Here is a 16,527-nt window from a genome sequence, read left to right on the forward strand (position 1 = left end):
AGGTGGTGCCAACGTGAGCGCATGGCATCACCTGTTCCCGATTACGTCACGCTCCTCGCCGAGTTGAAGGACGTCAGGCTCGCGGGTCTGACCCGGCTGAGAGGGCGCACGCTGCCCGTGCTCGAAGCGGCTGCGGCGGCGGTCTCGTCCGACGCAGCGCGGGCGACCGGGTCACTCACGGAGGTGCTGCTGAGGAGTGCGGTGGCCCGCCTGGACGCGGGGACACTGCGCACCGCGGCCGAGTACACCCTGGGGCTGGCCCAGGGCACCCGGGACTGGCCGGCCTCCTCCCGCCGGGCCAGAGCGGCCTCGGTCTACGGAGTGAGCGTCGAACGGTTCCGCAAGGAACAGGAGGTGATGGTTCTCGGCCAGGTCGCCGAGCACATCCTGCTGCTGGTGTCCGACCGGGCGGGAGCCGAGGGCTCCGGCACCGCGGGGGACAACGGAGCCGCGGGCACCCATCGGTCCGTGGAGGTCCGGACAGGCGGCCGACCGGTCGTACTCTCCGTGCACGTGCATCCCGTGGACCTGTTGCGTGACGTGGACGTGGTCGTCTCCCCGTCCAACGTCTACCTGGCGCTGCCCGAGGAGTACAAGTCGTCGGTCGCCGCGTCACTGCGCAGGGCGGCCGCCCAGCACGGCGTGACGGGGGAGATCCTGGCCGACCCGTTGTCGGCGGAGCTGCGTACGTGGGCGGAACAGCAGGGCACTTCGGGCCGTGCCGTGCGGCCGGGCACCGTGGTGGCCACCGGGGCGGGGGCGTTGGCCGAACAGGGAGTGCGGCGCATCTACCACGCGGCGATCGCCGTGCCCCGGGCCGGTACCAACGACTACGACGTGCTGGCGGCCGACGTCACCCGGGCCGTGGCCCGCGCCATGCGGATGCTCGACGACGAACACCGGCGCCACACGCCACCGTTGCGGTCGGTGTGCTTCCCGCTGCTCGGTTCGGGCCGCGGCGGGCTGTCGTACGAGGACAGTCTGGGAGCCGTCTGGGCGGCGGTGGAGGCGGAATTGGCGCGCGGGGCGGACTGGGACGTGCACTTCGTGGTGCGCACGCCCGAGGCGGCGGCTCTGGTCGAGGGCATCGCCGCCGGAATCCGCCCGGCGTACGACCGGAGACCGACCGGCTGACCCGGTGCAATGGAAGTACGCCGGTGCCCGAGGGGCACGGCGACGCTCAAGCGGTACAGGGAGACCCTGATGTGGCTAATCCCAGCCGACATGGCTGCGGTTGCGGTAAGCGTGCGTGCCGGGCGTCGCGGCGGGGCGGACCCCGGCGGCCGTGGCACCGGCGTGGGCGCATGAGCCGCGGGATGGACAAGTGGGGCCACGGGGCCGTCGGCCGGGTCGTCACCTGGCCGGCACCGGACGCGTACGTCATGGTCGAGGGGGTCCTGCTGCGGATGCCGATGGACGCACCGGGGATGGCGCCGGGCGCGGAGGTCGTCGTGCGCCACGACCCCGCGCGGAATCGGCTCCGCGCCCACGGGACGACGGCGAGCCACCCGGACCGGGGCGGGGCGTGCGGCGATGAGTGAGCCCGGTTTCGGACTGGCCGAGGGCTACGACGAGCGGCAGCCCGTAGTCCTGCTCCTCGACACTTCGGCCTCCATGGGACGCCCGGCCGAGAACCCCCGGATACGCGAGCTCAGCGAGGCGCTGACCGGCTGGTTCGAAGGAATCCGGAGGGAGCCGAGGCTGAGGGCGCGGGTGGAGGTGTGCCTGATCACCTTCGACTCCCGGGTGCGGGTCTACGACCCGGACCGAAAGCGACTGGTCCCCGTCGGTGAAGCCCCGCCGGACCGGTTGTTCGTGCCGGTGGACGAGGTGCGCCCACCGCGGCTGGAGGCGTTCGGGCTCACCCGGATGACAGAGGCCGTCGAGACCGGGCTCGACCTGGCCCGGGAGCGCTACAGGACACTCCAGGGACGGCACGTCCAGGTGCGCAGGCCGTTCCTGTGGGTACTGACGGACGGGGCGCCGAGCGACGGCGACGGGGAGCCGATGGCGCCGGCCGCCCTGGCCGGTACGGCACAGAGGGTGCGCCGGGGCGAGGAACGGGGCGAATGCGTGCTCCAGGCGATCGGGGTACGCGGTGCCGATCTGGAGCTGCTGGAGGTTCTGGCCCCCCGGGGGGCCTTCATGCTCGAGGACATGACTTTCGGGCAGATCCTCGACATTCTCTTCAAGAGCTCCGACGCGTCGGGCCCGCTCCAGGCCGTCGACGAGATCCAGAGCCAGACGGACCAGCTCGTGCAGTGGCAACGACGCCTGCGGCAGCTTGAGGACAGGCACCGGTGATCGTGGCGGGGGCCGTCGTCCAGGGCACCGCGCATCTGGCCCGGGGCCAGGGCTGCCAGGACGCCTTCAGGGCGGTCGACCTGGGCGCGTCGGCGGTGCTGGCGGTCGCGGACGGCGCCGGCGGCCAGGAGCGCAGCGCGCTCGGCGCGCACATCGCCGTGGACGCGGCCTGCCGCGCCCTGGCGGAGGACATACCGGATGCCGGGGACGGGCCGGAGGTCTGGACGGAGTGGACGGCCAAGGCCGGCGCCAGGGTGATGAGGGACTACCGGCGTTCCGTGCGGGGCGTGTTGTCGGCGGACGGACCGGGCGCGCCGGAGGGGGCCCGCGCCCTCGCCGCCACGCTGGCCGCAGCGGTCGTACGGCCGCCCTGGGTGGCCTTCGTCGCGGTCGGCGACTGCTTCGGGACGTTACTCACTCGCGGGCCCGTCGGCCCGGGTCCGGTTCGCGAGGCACGTGACCGGTGCCACCTGGTCCTGCCGCCGCCCTCTCCCGGCGCGGCGGAGACGGTCTTCCTCTCTTCGCCCGGGGCCGGTCTGCGGATACGGTCGTTCGTGGTCTGGGAACCGCAGCTGAGCGGAGTCGTGCTCGCCACCGACGGCTGTGTCCCCCTCACCCTCGACCATCCCTCCGTACGTCGGCTGCCGCCCGAGGCAGGACCCCTGCCCTCCGAACGGTTCTTCTGCGGGCTGGCGGCGACGTTGCGCGCCAACGGCGGTGACGCCGCGCCCCTGCACGCACTGCTCTCCGGACCGGAGGCGGCACGGTCCGGCGACGACCTGACCGTGCTGTGCGCCCTGACCGAAGGCGGGTGACGGTGGCCCTCACGGCGGTGTCCGACAGCGGACGCACATGGCACCTCACCCAGCAGGTCGGCAGCGGCTCGGAGGGAGTCGTCTACCGGGTGGACGACGAGCGGCCGCTGGTGGTCAAGCTCGTCCTCGACCCGCCCGATCCCGCCGCCTACCGGCGCCGCGTCGTCCGGCTGGTGCGGCGCCGCCGACTGCCGCGCGCTGTCCGGGTCCTTTCCGCGACACCCGCCCGGGTCGCCTGGCCGATGGCCCCGGTCCGGGCGGGTGGCCCGGGTGACCACGGAATGGACGGCTATCTGATGACCGACATGCGCCACACCCACCAGCCGTTCACCCGTCTGCTGACCCCGCGGGCCGCCCGCACCTTCTTCCCGGGAGCTACGTGGGCCACCGCGCTCGCGGCCTCCCTCTCGCTCGCACGTCTCCTCGCGGATCTGCACACCGAGGGCTACGTGGTGGGCGACCTGAAACCGGACAACCTCTGGGTCGACGCACGCGGCAGGGCCGGCATCGCCGACGTGGACTCCTGGCAGTTCACCGACGGGGAAGAGCTCTTTCCCGGACGGATGAGCAGCCCGGGCCACACGGCACCCGAGCGGATCGCCGCGCCCGGCACCGCGCCCGACCGGGCGTCCGACGATTTCGTCCTCGCGGTCCTGGTCCACCAGTTGCTGATGTGCGGGCTCCACCCGTTCGCCGGGCACCCCGGGGCGGGCGGCGATTACCTCTCGTACGACGACAACGTCCTGCACGGCAGGTGTCGCCTGCTCGACCGCGCCTCGGTGGTCCTGCCTCGCTCCGCGCCACCCGTCGACCTGCTCCCGAGGCGCCTCGCAGTCCTCTTCCGGGCCGCGTTCGGCGGGGTCCGGCCCGCCGCGTCGGTCTGGGCCGAGGCGCTGGCCGCGGAGTCGGACCCGGCCCGGCTGCGGACCTGCCGGAAGAACGTCCTGCACGTGCATACCGCGGAGCGCCCCTGGTGCCCCTGGTGCGACCTCGCCGAGCGCGGGGCGGACGACCGTTGGCCGCTCACCGCTTCGGACCCGTCGTCGCGCACGGACGGCGCGCGGAACCTCGTGGACGCGAGCGAGGGGAAGGACACGGAGGAGGACACCGCATGAAGGAGACGAGACGGCTCTCGGTGGCGCGGACGCTCGACCGCTGCACCGTCCTGGGGCCGGGGACCAGAGCCGTGATCTGGGTGCAGGGCTGCCCGCTGCGCTGCCAGGGCTGCGTGGCGGCGGAGACACTGCCCTTCGAAGGGGGCGACGAGCACAGCGTGGACCAGCTCGCGGACTGGCTCTGCGGGTTGCCCGATGTCGAGGGAGTGACGCTCTCCGGCGGCGAGCCCTTCGCCCAAGCCGGACCGCTGGCCTCGCTGATCGACGCCGTCCGGGTGCGGCGTCCGGATTTCGGCGCGATGGCGTACTCCGGGTTCCGGTACGAGGCCCTGCTGCGGGGTGACCCGGACCGGCGCGCGCTGCTGCGCCGTCTCGATCTCCTCGTCGACGGTCCGTACGTGGCCTCCGCGCGGCACGGCCTGCGCTGGCGCGGCTCGTCCAACCAGCGCGTCATCGCGCTCACCGGACGCCACGACCACCTGGAGACAGGGCCCGACACCAGTGCGGGCGTCGAACTGTCCGTGGCGGCCGACGGATCACTGTCCTGGGCAGGGGTGCCCCCCACTCCCGGCTTCAGGGAGTCATTCGAGAAGCGACTCGCGGCACGGGGCTTCGTCCTGCGCGCCGAGGTACGGAGGAAAGCATGAGCGGATCACCGAAGTACAGCGCCGTCACCGTGGCGCCGGCCTACGCGCGGATCGAAGCGGAACGGCGCCGCGCCCGCGAGGCGGCACGTCGGCGGCGGGAGGCGGAGCGCGCCGCGGAACGGGACCGGCGAGCCGCCGAGCGGGCCCGTGAAGTGGCAGCGCGACGGGAGTGGGCCAGGGCGGAGGCTGAGCGCAGGAGAGCGCGGCTGGACCATCAGCGGGAGGAGCACCGGCGTTCCCACGCGGCCATGGTGCGTCAGGAGCAGGCCGAAGCCGATGTGCGCGGGCTGACCGAGGTACGCGAACTGCTCGGCCGGGTCCGCGCGGAGGTCCCCGAAGTGCGGGAACTGCGGCAGCGGCTGGATCTTCTCCTGGACCGCGCCGGCCGGACCGAGGACGTGGGCGGGGCGATCGAGGAGCTGCGGGGCCGGGTCGTCCTGCTCGGACGCGGAGGGGACTCCGGCGTCCGCAGCGACGGCCACGGAGCTGTCCTGGCCGGTCTGGAGGAACGGCTCGCCCGGCTCGGACGGGAAGCCCGGGAACAGGATCCGCAGGGGCACCGGCGCTGCCGCGACCTCCTCGACGAGCTGCGTGCCTCGGCCGGCCCGGGCGCGGAGACCAGGTTCCAGGCGCTGCTCGGAACCGCGGAGCACGCCCTCGTACGGTTCGCCACGACCGCCGCCGACCGGGCCGCGGAAGGGCGGCGCGAGGCGGCGCGGGCACGGGAGGCCCGTCGGCTGGAGGAGGTACGCGCCGCCGAGGAGGAGGCGGTGCGTCAGGCGGCGCTGGATGCCGGACAGGAACGCCTGTCCGCAGAGCTCAGCGAGGTGAGGGACCGCCTCGGCGTCGTGGCAGGAGCGGTGGGCGAAGCAGCGGCCGAGGCCAGGGCGCTCGACGGCGCCGAACTCGCCGAGCGGATGGAGGCGGCGCTCAACGCCGTCACCACCCCGCTCGCGGCGGGGGCGGTGGCAGAGGCGCTGACGGCGGTCGCGGCGCTGGAGGACCTGCTCACCGGCACCGAAGTGCTCCTGGACGAGATGCATGTGGCGGACAGGCGCCGCATGGACCTGGCGCAGGCCCTGCAGGATGCCATGATCGGCGAGGGCTTCGCCTTCACGGGGGGAGAGCAGCGGGCCGGAGGTCTGCTGCTGAGCTTCGAGCGTCCGAGCGGAGCGACCTACCGGACCACGATCACCACGGAGGACGGGGGCGCCCCCGTCCTCGTCTACCAGGTCGACGGCGAACCGGACGTCACCTTCCCGCCGGATCCCGAGAGCGCTCGGTGCGACCGCACGGAGGACCTCCTGGAGCGGGTGCACGAGACGATCGTCGAAGGGCGCGGGTTCGTCCCCGGAGAGCTCACCTGGCAGGGCAAACCGCGTCGGCCGGACGGGCGGCCCCAAGCCGCTGAGGACTGGACGTGGACCCGGTGACCACTGCGGACCGGGCGAAGGGCGAGAACAGCGGCGCCGGACCGGGCCGTCCGCCGGACCGGGGCCGCCGGGGCACACCCGCCGCCGACGGCACTCCGGCCACCGCGGACGCCATGATGCCGCTGTGGGCGGTGTCCCTCGGCTGGGAGCTCGGACGGGGCCGCCAGGTGATCCTGAACGGGCAGATCCGGGACCGGTGGTGGCTGGCCGACCGGCCCGCGTCTTTCCGCGAGGTGATCGCCGGCCTGCTGCGGATGCGCGGGGCGGAGGTCGTCGGATGGTGGGACCCGGTGGGCGGGCTCACCTTTCCGCTGCCGGGTGACGGACGGCGCTTCGAGGAGCTGCGCGAGGCGCGCCCCTCCGGGCCGGACGGCGCCTCCGCGGCAGCCGGTACGGAGCCGGACGGTACGGGCCCGCACGCGCCGCAGGACTACGGGTCCTCACCGGCGCCGCCCGGTGGTCCGGGGGACGTGGAGGCCGGCGTGTCCCGCCGGAGTGAGCGCGAGCGGAGCCGGGAGCGACTGCTGGCCCCGAGGCGGGCGGGCATGCCCCGCACCTTCGAGGACGTCGTCGCCACCGTGCACCGCTTGGTGTCCTCGCCCGACGCTGCCACCGCCTTCGTCTTCGAGGACGTCGACCACCACCTTCCGCCCGGGCAGCCCGAATCGCATCTGGGGTACCTGAGGCTGCGCGCCGCGATGACGGACGCCGTGACCCCGAGGAGCGCCGTCGGTCCGGCCCCGCACGCACGCAACGCGGTGCTGTGTGCGGTGGGTGACGTCGGACGGCTGCCCGGCTGGTTCCACCTGGAGGACCCGAGGATCACCGCACTGCGCATCGGCCCGCCCGACCCCAGCGAGCGGCGTCTCTGGCTCACCTGGCTGCTGCGGCACTTCAACGGGGCGAAGGACGCCACACGCGCCGATCTGGAGGCGCTCGTGGGATCCACCGACGGGATGGCGGCCTGGGACATCGAGTCCCTGGCCCGGACCTCCTGGCTGCGCGACGCTCCGCTGCGGAAGCCGGACAAGCTGATGGAGGTCCACCGGCTCAACGTGAGCGTCGATCCGTGGACCCAGCTCGACCGGACCACCGTCGCGGGTGCCGCCGGGGCTCTGGGAGCCCGGGTGGTCGGCCAGTCCGCGGCGGTGAACGCCGTCGCGTCGGCGCTCCAGTCCGCCTTCGTGGGCATCGACTTCGGCAGGTCGGGTACCGCACGCCCCCGTGGCGCCTTCTTCTTCGTCGGACCCACCGGCGTAGGGAAAACCGAACTCGCCAAGGCCGTCGCCGAGTTGATGTTCGGAGACCAGAGCGCCTACGCCCGCTTCGACATGAGCGAGTACCAGCAGGAGCACGCCGCCGAGCGCCTGGCCGGCGCGCCGCCGGGCTTCATCGGCCACGAGCAGGGCGGCGAGCTGACCCGCCGGGTCCAGGAACGGCCGTTCAGCGTGCTGCTCTTCGACGAGATCGAGAAGGCCCACCCCAAGGTGCTGGACAAGTTCCTGCAGATCCTGGAGGACGGCCGCCTCACCGACGGGCGCGGCCAGACCGCCCACTTCTCCCAGTGCTTGATCATCTTCACCTCCAACACCGGCGCGGAGCAGGTCCAGAACCTTCTGGAGGAGAGCGACGAGGAACTCACCTATCCCCGGCTGGAAGCGCATTTCACCCGGGCGGTGGAGGAGAAGTTCCGAGAGATCGGCAGGCCGGAGATCTACGGCCGGCTCAAGCCCGGAGTGGTGGTCTTCGACATGCTGCGCGACGAGCACGTCGTCAGGATCGCCGAGCGGCTGCTGCGCCAGCTGGTGGAGTCCGTCCACGAACGCCACCGCGTGGAACTGGTGCCCGACACGGACACCCTGCACCCGTGGATCACGAAGCGGATGTCGGAGCCCGGGCACCAGGCGTACGGCGGTCGGCAGATCCGAAATGAATTGGAACTGGTGCGATCGGCCGTCGTCGGGCATCTGCTGGCACACCGCCCCGAGCCCGGCAGCCGGATCAGGGTCGGTGTGGGTGCCGACGACGCCGCGTGGGTCACCGTCGACGGCTCGGCACCTTCCGAGGACGGAAGGAGCGGGGAGGCATGATCGCCATCGATCTGGGTCACCGTTTCGGACGCCTCGCACGGCTCGGCCCCGACGGTGCCCAGGAGGTGACCACGACCGGGCTCGTCGGCGCGGACGGGGTGCTCGATCCGGGCCGGGCGCTGCCCCAGGTGATCGGAGCGGCCACGGACGCCCATGGGGTGGAGCCGGACGGAACGGCCTTCATCGGACTCGCGCTGTCGGGTGGGCGGGAGGACGAGCTCAGGTACGCGGTGGAGCGCGCCGGCCTCAGAGTGGGGCGGGCGGTGCCCGATCCCGTGGCCGTGGCCCTGCACTACGGGGCCGTCGCGGAGGGGGTGGACCATACGGTCCTGGTCTGCGACCAGGGGGCGACGACTCTGGACCTGAGCGTCCTGTCCATCACCCCCGACCTCACCGTGCGCATGGTCAGCGGACGCAGCCTTCCCCTCGGCGGCAGTGACTGGGACGCTGCGGTCGCCGACTCTCTCGCCGGCCGTCTGCCGGACGGTGCCGACCCGCTCGGGGCGGCGGAGGGCCTTCGACGGGCGTACGGCAACGGGGCGGACGTGACCGAAGTCGTGGACACGTCGGGCGGGCGGTACTCGCCGACCCTCGACCGGACCGGATTCGAGCGGGCGGTCGCGCCGCTGCGGGAGCGCATGCTCGAAGCCGTCGCGGAAGAACTCACCGCCGCGCGACCGGGCGTGGACACCGTGCTGCTGGCGGGCGGCATGTGCGCCGCGCCCGGGCTGCGGGGCCGGATCGAGGCCCTGCCGGCCGCGCGGGGTCTGACGGTGCGCCGTGACCGCCCCGAACTGGCCGTCGTGCTCGGTCTGCTGGCGCTGAACGACTTCGGTGTGCTGCGCGTGATCTCCCGCCCCACAGCGGAGCCGGAGCGGGCGCAGGCGTGGTACCCGGGCGCGGGCTCCGGGTACCCGCGCATCCGGAGCCCGCATCCCACCCCGGCCCCGCGCCCCGCGGGCGCGGAGCCCTTCGACGCCGGCCCGGGCCCCGTCTCCGCCGACGCGGTGGAGGATCCGGAGCCGCGGGCCGGACGCTCCCTGTCCGAGGACCCCCTACCGCGCTCGTGGCAACGTGGCGGGGTGGCCGTCCGGGATGCGGAGGCGCCGAACGCCGGGCGTGCCGGGCAGCGGGAGGACTCCGAGCCGTCCGCCGCACCGTCAGGGCCGCCCCCTCCCGGGCCCGGATTCCCCCAGGATCCCGATGTCGTCCCGGAGCCCCAGGCCGTCCCGGAGCCCGATGCTGTCCCGGAGCCCCAGGCCGCCCCGGAGCCCGAGGCCGCCCGGCTCTCCAGCGCCGGACCCACCGGTGCCGCCGACGCCGCTGCCCCAGGACGCGCGCAGCCGCCGAGGACACCCCGGTCGAGCACCGCCAGCGCCGGTTCCGCGCCCGGCGCCGAGGACCCGTTCCCACCGCGGGCCACTGCGGTCAGCGATCCGTACGACGCCGCGGGGGAGGCTCCGGTGGTGTCGTTCGTCGATCCGCGCCCCCGGTTCGCGGTCCCCGTGGACCAGCTCCAGGCCGTCCGGCGCGGGGGCCATCTCCTCGTGCTGTGGGCCTGGCCCGACGGAGCCCTGACCGCACGGGTGCGCTGGTCCCGAGAGGGAAGCACCGCCGCGTCCGGTGACGGGGACGTGGTGTGCCGCCGCCGGGCCTACGAGCACGACGGAGGGTTCGAACTGGCCGTCGGTCCCGGGGCCGTGGTCCTCACTGTGGAGGCATTGGTCCCGGAGCTCGACGAGTTCGCCGAGGACACGTCTCCACTGCTCGTCCCGGCCGCCCCGACGGTCGTGGTGTACGAGCCGAGCGTGCGACGGCGCCTCCGGGGCCGGGTCGCGTCGGTCACGTTCACCACCGAGTCAGGCTGCCGGCTGCCCGGTCTCCGTATCGTCCACGGCCTCGGACGCTTCCGCCCCACCAGCACCGCCGAGGGCACCGTCCTGCACGAGGTGCCCGCGCAGCGGCTGTCCGCCGGCGCCCCCCTGACCGTGGAGTTCGCGCTGCCCGCCACCCGCGGTCCGTCCTGGCTGGTCTGCTTCCCGGCGGACGCGGACGCGGGGACCGACTCCGGCATCGAGATCCGCCCGTCGGCACTGCACAGATTGCGAGTCACCTGATGGCCAGAGCGCTCATCTGCCCCTACTGCTACGAAGGCTTCGCCGCGAGAGAGATCCTCTTCCGCTGCAACGCCCGCCTCAGCAAAGCGGGCAGGCAGTGCCCGCGCAGCCGCGACCAGGTACTCGACCAGCGGAAGGGACCGCGCCCCAGCCACGACCTCGGCCCGGCCTTCGCCGCGGACGGCCGCAAATCCTCGGTGACCTGCCCGGACTGCGAGGGGGAGACCAACTACCGGATCTGCCCGGTGTGCCACTCCGCGCTGCCCGTCCAGTTCGGCATGGTGGACAACCGCCTGATCGCCATGGTCGGGCCGAAGGCGTCCGGCAAGACCGTCTACATGACGGTGCTGCTCCACGAGGTCCGCCACCGGGTCGGTGAGGCGTTCGGGGCCTCCCTGATGGGCTCGGACGACGCGACGATGCAGCGCTTCAGTTCCGACTACGAGGAACGTCTCTACCAGGACAACCAGATGTTCCCGCCCACCTCGCCCGCCTCCACCACCCTCAACCGGGTGGACCCGCTGGTCTTCCGGTTCGGCATGCGCCGGCGGACTCTGCTCGGTGAACGCCCGCAGCACACCGTGCTCTCCTTCTTCGACACCGCCGGCGAGGACTTCAGCTCCCAGGAGAACATCGAGCTGAACACCCGCTACCTGGCCGGAGCCGACGGCATAGTCCTGCTGCTCGATCCCCTCCAGATGCCGGGCGCCCGCGGCCACGCCCTGCCCGGCACCATGCTGCCGGGCTCGGAGGCACTGGACCCGCCCGGCAACGTCCTTTCCCGGGTGACCACCATGCTGCTGGCCGCCCGCGCCGGCCGGCCCGCGCAGCGGATCGACACCCCGATCGCCGTCGTCTTCTCGAAGATCGACGCCTTCTGGCACCACCTCGATCCCGTAAGTCCCCTGCGCGACCACGCGCCCCTGACGGGCCGCTTCGACGTGAACGACAGCATGAGCGTGCACGAGGAGGTGCGCCGGCTCCTCAAGGAGTGGGACGGCGTGCCGATCGACCAGCTCCTCGACATCCACTACACCCGCTACCGGTACTTCGGAGTGTCGGCCCTCGGCCGCAACCCCACCCCCGAAGCCAGGGTCGCCGCCACCGGTATCCAGCCCTACCGGGTGGCCGACCCCTTGCTGTGGCTGCTGAGCGAATTCGGCTCGGTGCCCAAGGAAGGACGCGGGTGACCGGCTTTCAGCAGCTCTACTACACCTCCTGCGAGCACGGGCTCAGCCGCTTCTCGGGGTTCCAGTTCAACGCCGTCAGCGCGGGGGTCACCTTCGAGACCCGCCAGGCCGTCGAAGCCCTGGCCGGGTACGAGCCACCGCGGTACCTGATGGAGTCGGACACACCGGAGCTGCTCGAGCGGTGCCCGGTCAACCTCTGCCACCGGCCCCACGACCCGCAGGGGCGCAGCGCCACCACGCTGTGCGTACGGTACGTGGGCCGGGACTCGGCCCGTCGCTTCGGCAACTACTTCGCCCACGCTCTGCACAGTGAGGACTTCCCGGCGGCCGGGGGCGGGATGCTCGGTATCGAACTGTGGAACTCCCCGGTGTGGACCAGCACGGTGTCGCCCAGCACGGACATCCCGGAACTGACGGCGCCCGCGCCCGGCCCGCTCGACGCCCGCGCGGTGAGCGAGTTCCTGCGCGGCCACCCTCACGCGGCCCGGCTGCCGGACCTGCTGTCAGCCGTGTTCGCCGCGCTCGGCGAGAACGGATCGGTGGTGGTGATCGAGCGTACGACCGAGCGGATCGCGCACTGGTTCGCCGCGGTCTCCTACCTCATGCCGCCCCCGCTCGCCCGTGGGCTCTCCTTCGCCACCTACGTGCTGCGTCCCGCTCGCAGCCGGTTGCACCTGATCGGCACGGTTCCGGAGGCACAGCTTGCCTTCGGGCCGGACGACGAGGCGGCCTACACCGTCTTCGACTTCGCGCGCGGTATCTTCCCCGAGGTGCCCGTCGGCGCCGCGGTCCGTCTCCTCACCCGGATCGGCGCCGGTTCCATCCGCCCCGTCTGGTCCTGGACGGCGGACTACGCCCGAGGCGGGGAGAAGGCACCGGAGGAGTGGCACGCGCCGGTCGCCGCTGCGGCTGCCTCCGGCGGCATGCCGCTCACCGCGGCCGACGCCGACGCGGTGATCGACTGGCTGGCCGGCGCGGACCACCTGGGAGCACGCCGGGCGGCCGTGGCGGCGGACATCCACCGCGAGCACCGGGACCTGGACGAGCGCCGGCTGATCGTGCTCAGCGCGGCCGCGAAGGCCGGCGGTGACGACGCGGTCCAGCAGGAGATCGAGGGGAAACTGCACGGCTCGCGCATGCGGGCCTACCTCGACGCCGGCACCGGCGCCCTCGAGCCCGTGCCGATCACCGACCCGACGGCACGCGAGCGGGCCACCGTCCTGTGGCGACGACTTCTGACGGAGGTCCGGACCGCCCGCGAGCGGACCCGTCTGCTGCTTTGGGCCCTCGGCGCCGGGCTTCCGGTGCCACCGGAAATCATGGTGCGCGAGACACGCGCGCTGGCCCGCACGCTGCTCGGCTCCGCCGCGCCCGCCCCCGGGTTCCGGCACGAGGTGGCCGAGCTCCTGCGTCAGCTGCCCGCCATGAGGGAATCCCTGGCCGCGGCGGTCGGGGAGGCACTCCGCGAACGCGTCGGCCAGGAACAACTTTTCTCGCAGTTCCCCGCCGACCTCCTGCGCGAAGAGGACCTGGCGGGCCGCCCTCTGCTTCTGGAACACCATCTGCGGGCGAGGGCCGAACGCGAGCCCGCGAACACGGTGCCCCTCATGATGAAGATCTTGGGTGTACGGCAGCGCGCGTCGCCGGACGAGGAACTGCTCCGCGGTCTGTGGCGAGCGCCCTCACGGACCTGGACCCACCGGGAAGCGGCCCGGATCGCCCGGGAGCTGCCGGTTTCGACGCCGGTGGACCCGGCGGTGGGCGAGTGGTTCGACCGCGCGCTGAGCCAGGAGGTCGAGGGCGAGGAGGCGCTGGAGGACTGCCTCGACCTGTGCCGGCAGCTCGCAGCCCCGGGCCGCTCCGGCTGGCTCTCCCCGCGCGCCCGGGATCGGGTACGGATCACGCTCGGTCTCCTGCGCTCCCTCAGCGACGCCCGGGAGGCCGGCGAACTCGTCGCAGCGTTCGCGGTTCCGGAGGCCGGCACCTGGGCGGCCCCGAGGGCGCTCAAGCGCCTTCGCATGGTGCCCGCCCTGCTGGGCCTGCCCGCCGACACCGATCGACTGCGCGCACTGCTGGGGAATTTGACCCACCGTGACCTCGACCTGTACCTCTCGGGCGTGGCCTGCAGGGTGGGCAGTGATGAGCGGATCGACGACGTCCTGCTGGGCCACGTCGCCGCCGTCGTCACTCTGCCCGACACAGTCCCGGTCTCCCAGGCCCAGGGGGAGATGGTGGTCGCGATCCGCTCCCACCCGTACCGGCACTGGAGCGCGGCCGATCTGAGCAGGCTGGAGGCGGTGGTGCGGCCCCATGGGGCCGACCTCGCCGACCGCTATGCCGAGAGGGCCGAGAGCCGGCGGCAGCGCGCGCCGCGTGACGCGCCGCGCAGGTTTCCGCTCTTCGGCCGCCGGGCGGCAACCGCAGCCGCGACGCAGGATGATCCTCCCCGTCGGGCGGCGGCCGCAGCGCAGGAGCCTCCGCCGTCGGCGGAGACCCGAGGCGACCGAACCGGACGCGACCGGACCCGCCGACCTCCCGAAGAAGAAGGACCGGTGACGCATCGTGACTGAGATCGTTGCCTTCGTTCTCATCCCCGCACTCTTCCTTTTCGGGATCGGACTGTTCCTCCCCCTCGTGCCGTTCATCGTCGCTCTTCGGGGCCTCGCGCTGATGATGCAGGTGCTCTCCGGCTACGGGCGCACCCTGGTCGGCGTCGTGCACCGGCGCACGCCCGAGTTCCGGACGCTGCCCCCGTACCGGCCCCAGGACGACGCGGTGAAGGCGTACCGCAACTACTTCTACGGTCCGGCTCTTCGCGACCTGCGCCAGCTCGTCACCCTGGAGAGACGGTTGTACGCAAGGACGGTCGGGGACTCCTTCCGTGCCGTGACCTCGCGCCAGCTCGTCGCGCCGACGCGGCACCGGGCCTTCACCGTGCCGTACGGTCTGACGCTGTACCTGGGTCTCTGCGCGGGTCTGGTTGCGGTCCTTCCGCTGCTCGTCCTGGCGCTGGTGCTGCACGCGCTTCTCCTGGCCCTGCTGACAGCTGGGGCCCGGCTTCTCGCGGGCGCGCTGCGGACCACCGACCGGTTGGCGTTGTGGACGAAGCGGCTCGGCTCGGGGATGATCTGCCCGCACTGCTTCGAACGCGTGCGATATCCGGCGTACGACTGCCCGAGCCCCACCTGCCGTCGTCGGCACACGGACATCCGGCCCGGGAGGTACGGCCTCTTCCGGCGCCGCTGCGAGTGCGGCCGCCGCATGCCGACCCTGCTGATGCTGATGGACCGGGAAACGCGGCTCCAGGGCTACTGCGGCCACCCGCACTGCGGAAAGCCGATGAACGTGGCCGCAGGCCACATGCCCGAGGTGGTGATACCGCTGATCGGCGGACAGGCGGCGGGCAAGACACAGCTGATGGCGGCCATGCTGCTGTCGCTGGAGCGCGCGGCGGAGAACGGCGGACCGGCGATCACCCTCGCGGACGACGAGTCGGACGCCAACTACCGGGTGCTGCGGGAAGTGCTGCGGATGCGCGGACACACCCGCGCCACCCAGAAGACGCTGCCGAGGGCGCACTCGTTCGTCCTCGGCGACGGCCGCTCCCAGCGGCTGCTCCACCTCTTCGACACGGCCGGTGAGCGGTTCGTCGATCGCGACGAAACCGACGCGCTGCGCTACGCGCGGGCCGCGCGCACTTTTGTCTTCGTCCTCGACCCGATGGCGGTCAAGGCGTTCTGGACCCGGCTGGACCCTTCACCCGGCCCTCTTCTGGACCGCACCCTGGGCTCCACGGTCGATCCCGAGGAGGTCTTTGCCCGGTCGGTCCAGGCAGTGGCCGCGATGGGTGCTCCGCTCCGGCGCTCCCGACTGGCGGTCTCCATCAGCAAGATGGACCTGCTCGCCGAACACGGCCTGGTACCGGCCGGGACCGACAGCGACAGCGCCCGGGCATGGCTGGTCGAAGGGCTCGGTCTGCACAGCCTCGTGCGGGCCATGGAACTGCATTTCCGGGAAGTCCGCTTTTTCGGCACCGCCGCCGTGACGGACGAGCACGCGGATGTGCACAGCAGCGTCGTACGGCTGACCGACTGGTGCCTGCGAGGAGTCGGCGGCAGGCGACGCGCCCTGCGGCAAAGGTGAGCGGGTGCGAGCCGCGGACCGGCCGGTTCCTGCGGCGTTCGCGCCGCCGGGCAGCCCATCCGTCCTTGTCCCCGCCGGTGCCGTGAGGAGCGAGCCCGCAGGGCGAACCGGTCCCGGACTTCCCGTCGCACCGGAGCGGGCCCCCACGGAGCCCTCCGCCGTCGGCGGAGTGACGGCTGCCGCTCCTCTGCCCGACGGGCGCCCGGACGACCGAGCCGTGCCGGCGAAGGTGCCGGTGCCGGTGCTCGCGACGGTGGACACCCGCTCGCCGGAACTTTGACATCCCGGCCTGGCAGGAGGAGCCTCCTCCCCTCACTGACTACGTTGTTGGCCGGGCACCCGGTGCGTGTACCTGCTTCTCGCCTCGTGCTATCTCCCGTGGAATCTCAAATTCCCAGTCTCCAGGTCTCCACGCTGAAGGGAAGCTTCATGGGACACCTACACCTGGAAGCCGGCGTCGGCCGAGGCCGGCGTCATCCCGCCGCGCCGAGGGGACGGAAGCCTGGCAGTGCGCGGCGGCCCCGAAGGACGGATTCCATGTGCTTCGGCACATCTACGTCTCGATCATGTCGGAAGCTGGAGAGTCCGTCGTGACCTTGGCGCGCTGGCTCGGACACTCGTCGCCCGCGATCACTCTCGGTTACTATGCTCACTTCATGCCGGGGGCCGGCAG

Annotated in this window: 12 protein-coding genes; all 12 read left to right on the plus strand. The window is 72.8% G+C overall.

All coding sequences use genetic code 11. The features are described from left to right. Positions 1–21: 21 nt before the first annotated feature. The 12 genes from PZB77_RS27665 to PZB77_RS27720 all read left to right on the plus strand — a co-directional run bounded on the left by PZB77_RS27665 (position 22) and on the right by PZB77_RS27720 (position 15,854). On the plus strand, positions 22–1,134 hold the full coding sequence (locus tag PZB77_RS27665) for a macro domain-containing protein (protein WP_275495350.1): 1,113 nt from the start codon (positions 22–24) through the stop codon (positions 1,132–1,134). Positions 1,135–1,316: 182 nt separating this feature from the next. Further along, a complete protein-coding gene (locus tag PZB77_RS27670) occupies positions 1,317–1,541 on the plus strand; it encodes a hypothetical protein (RefSeq protein ID WP_275495351.1) in 225 nt (74 codons plus the stop codon). Further along, complete coding sequence (locus PZB77_RS27675) at positions 1,534–2,304, plus strand: hypothetical protein (protein WP_275495352.1); 771 nt, start codon at positions 1,534–1,536, stop codon at positions 2,302–2,304. Before PZB77_RS27670 ends, PZB77_RS27675 begins: the two co-directional genes overlap by 8 nt. Next, positions 2,301–3,119, plus strand: a complete 819-nt coding sequence (locus PZB77_RS27680) for a protein phosphatase 2C domain-containing protein (RefSeq protein ID WP_275495353.1) — start codon at positions 2,301–2,303, stop codon at positions 3,117–3,119. The genes PZB77_RS27675 and PZB77_RS27680 overlap by 4 nt, the downstream gene beginning before the upstream one ends. Beyond that, a complete protein-coding gene (locus PZB77_RS27685) occupies positions 3,116–4,234 on the plus strand; it encodes a hypothetical protein (RefSeq protein ID WP_275495354.1) in 1,119 nt (372 codons plus the stop codon). Before PZB77_RS27680 ends, PZB77_RS27685 begins: the two co-directional genes overlap by 4 nt. Beyond that, on the plus strand, positions 4,231–4,881 hold the full coding sequence (locus PZB77_RS27690) for a 4Fe-4S single cluster domain-containing protein (protein ID WP_275495355.1): 651 nt from the start codon (positions 4,231–4,233) through the stop codon (positions 4,879–4,881). Before PZB77_RS27685 ends, PZB77_RS27690 begins: the two co-directional genes overlap by 4 nt. Beyond that, the gene (locus PZB77_RS27695) at positions 4,878–6,314 is read left to right on the plus strand and encodes a hypothetical protein (RefSeq protein ID WP_275495356.1); all 1,437 of its coding nucleotides are present in this window, start codon (positions 4,878–4,880) and stop codon (positions 6,312–6,314) included. Before PZB77_RS27690 ends, PZB77_RS27695 begins: the two co-directional genes overlap by 4 nt. Beyond that, positions 6,302–8,404, plus strand: coding sequence for an AAA family ATPase (locus PZB77_RS27700; protein WP_275495357.1), 2,103 nt, complete (start codon positions 6,302–6,304; stop codon positions 8,402–8,404). Before PZB77_RS27695 ends, PZB77_RS27700 begins: the two co-directional genes overlap by 13 nt. Continuing rightward, positions 8,401–10,521 carry an Hsp70 family protein gene (locus tag PZB77_RS27705; RefSeq protein ID WP_275495358.1) on the plus strand — a complete coding sequence of 707 codons (2,121 nt, stop codon included), beginning with the start codon at positions 8,401–8,403 and terminating at the stop codon, positions 10,519–10,521. Before PZB77_RS27700 ends, PZB77_RS27705 begins: the two co-directional genes overlap by 4 nt. After that, a complete protein-coding gene (locus PZB77_RS27710; RefSeq protein ID WP_275495359.1) occupies positions 10,521–11,711 on the plus strand; it encodes a hypothetical protein in 1,191 nt (396 codons plus the stop codon). Before PZB77_RS27705 ends, PZB77_RS27710 begins: the two co-directional genes overlap by 1 nt. Continuing rightward, entirely contained in the window at positions 11,708–14,281 is a 2,574-nt protein-coding gene (locus PZB77_RS27715) for a GTPase-associated protein 1-related protein (protein ID WP_275495360.1), read from the plus strand. Before PZB77_RS27710 ends, PZB77_RS27715 begins: the two co-directional genes overlap by 4 nt. Next, positions 14,274–15,854 (plus strand): hypothetical protein, encoded by a 1,581-nt coding sequence (locus PZB77_RS27720; RefSeq protein WP_275495361.1) that lies wholly within the window; start codon positions 14,274–14,276, stop codon positions 15,852–15,854. Before PZB77_RS27715 ends, PZB77_RS27720 begins: the two co-directional genes overlap by 8 nt. Positions 15,855–16,527: the final 673 nt, after the last annotated feature.

It is taken from the genome of Streptomyces sp. AM 2-1-1, from assembly GCF_029167645.1.
Lineage (GTDB): Bacteria > Actinomycetota > Actinomycetes > Streptomycetales > Streptomycetaceae > Streptomyces.

Bases quoted from the DNA above. Each gene is read 5' to 3' on its own strand.
- PZB77_RS27665 (WP_275495350.1), top strand. From the start codon at position 22: ATGGCATCACCTGTTCCCGATTACGTCACGCTCCTCGCCGAGTTGAAG.
- PZB77_RS27670 (WP_275495351.1), top strand. From the start codon at position 1,317: ATGGACAAGTGGGGCCACGGGGCCGTCGGCCGGGTCGTCACCTGGCCG.
- PZB77_RS27675 (WP_275495352.1), top strand. From the start codon at position 1,534: ATGAGTGAGCCCGGTTTCGGACTGGCCGAGGGCTACGACGAGCGGCAG.
- PZB77_RS27690 (WP_275495355.1), top strand. From the start codon at position 4,231: ATGAAGGAGACGAGACGGCTCTCGGTGGCGCGGACGCTCGACCGCTGC.
- PZB77_RS27695 (WP_275495356.1), top strand. From the start codon at position 4,878: ATGAGCGGATCACCGAAGTACAGCGCCGTCACCGTGGCGCCGGCCTAC.
- PZB77_RS27705 (WP_275495358.1), top strand. From the start codon at position 8,401: ATGATCGCCATCGATCTGGGTCACCGTTTCGGACGCCTCGCACGGCTC.
- PZB77_RS27710 (WP_275495359.1), top strand. From the start codon at position 10,521: ATGGCCAGAGCGCTCATCTGCCCCTACTGCTACGAAGGCTTCGCCGCG.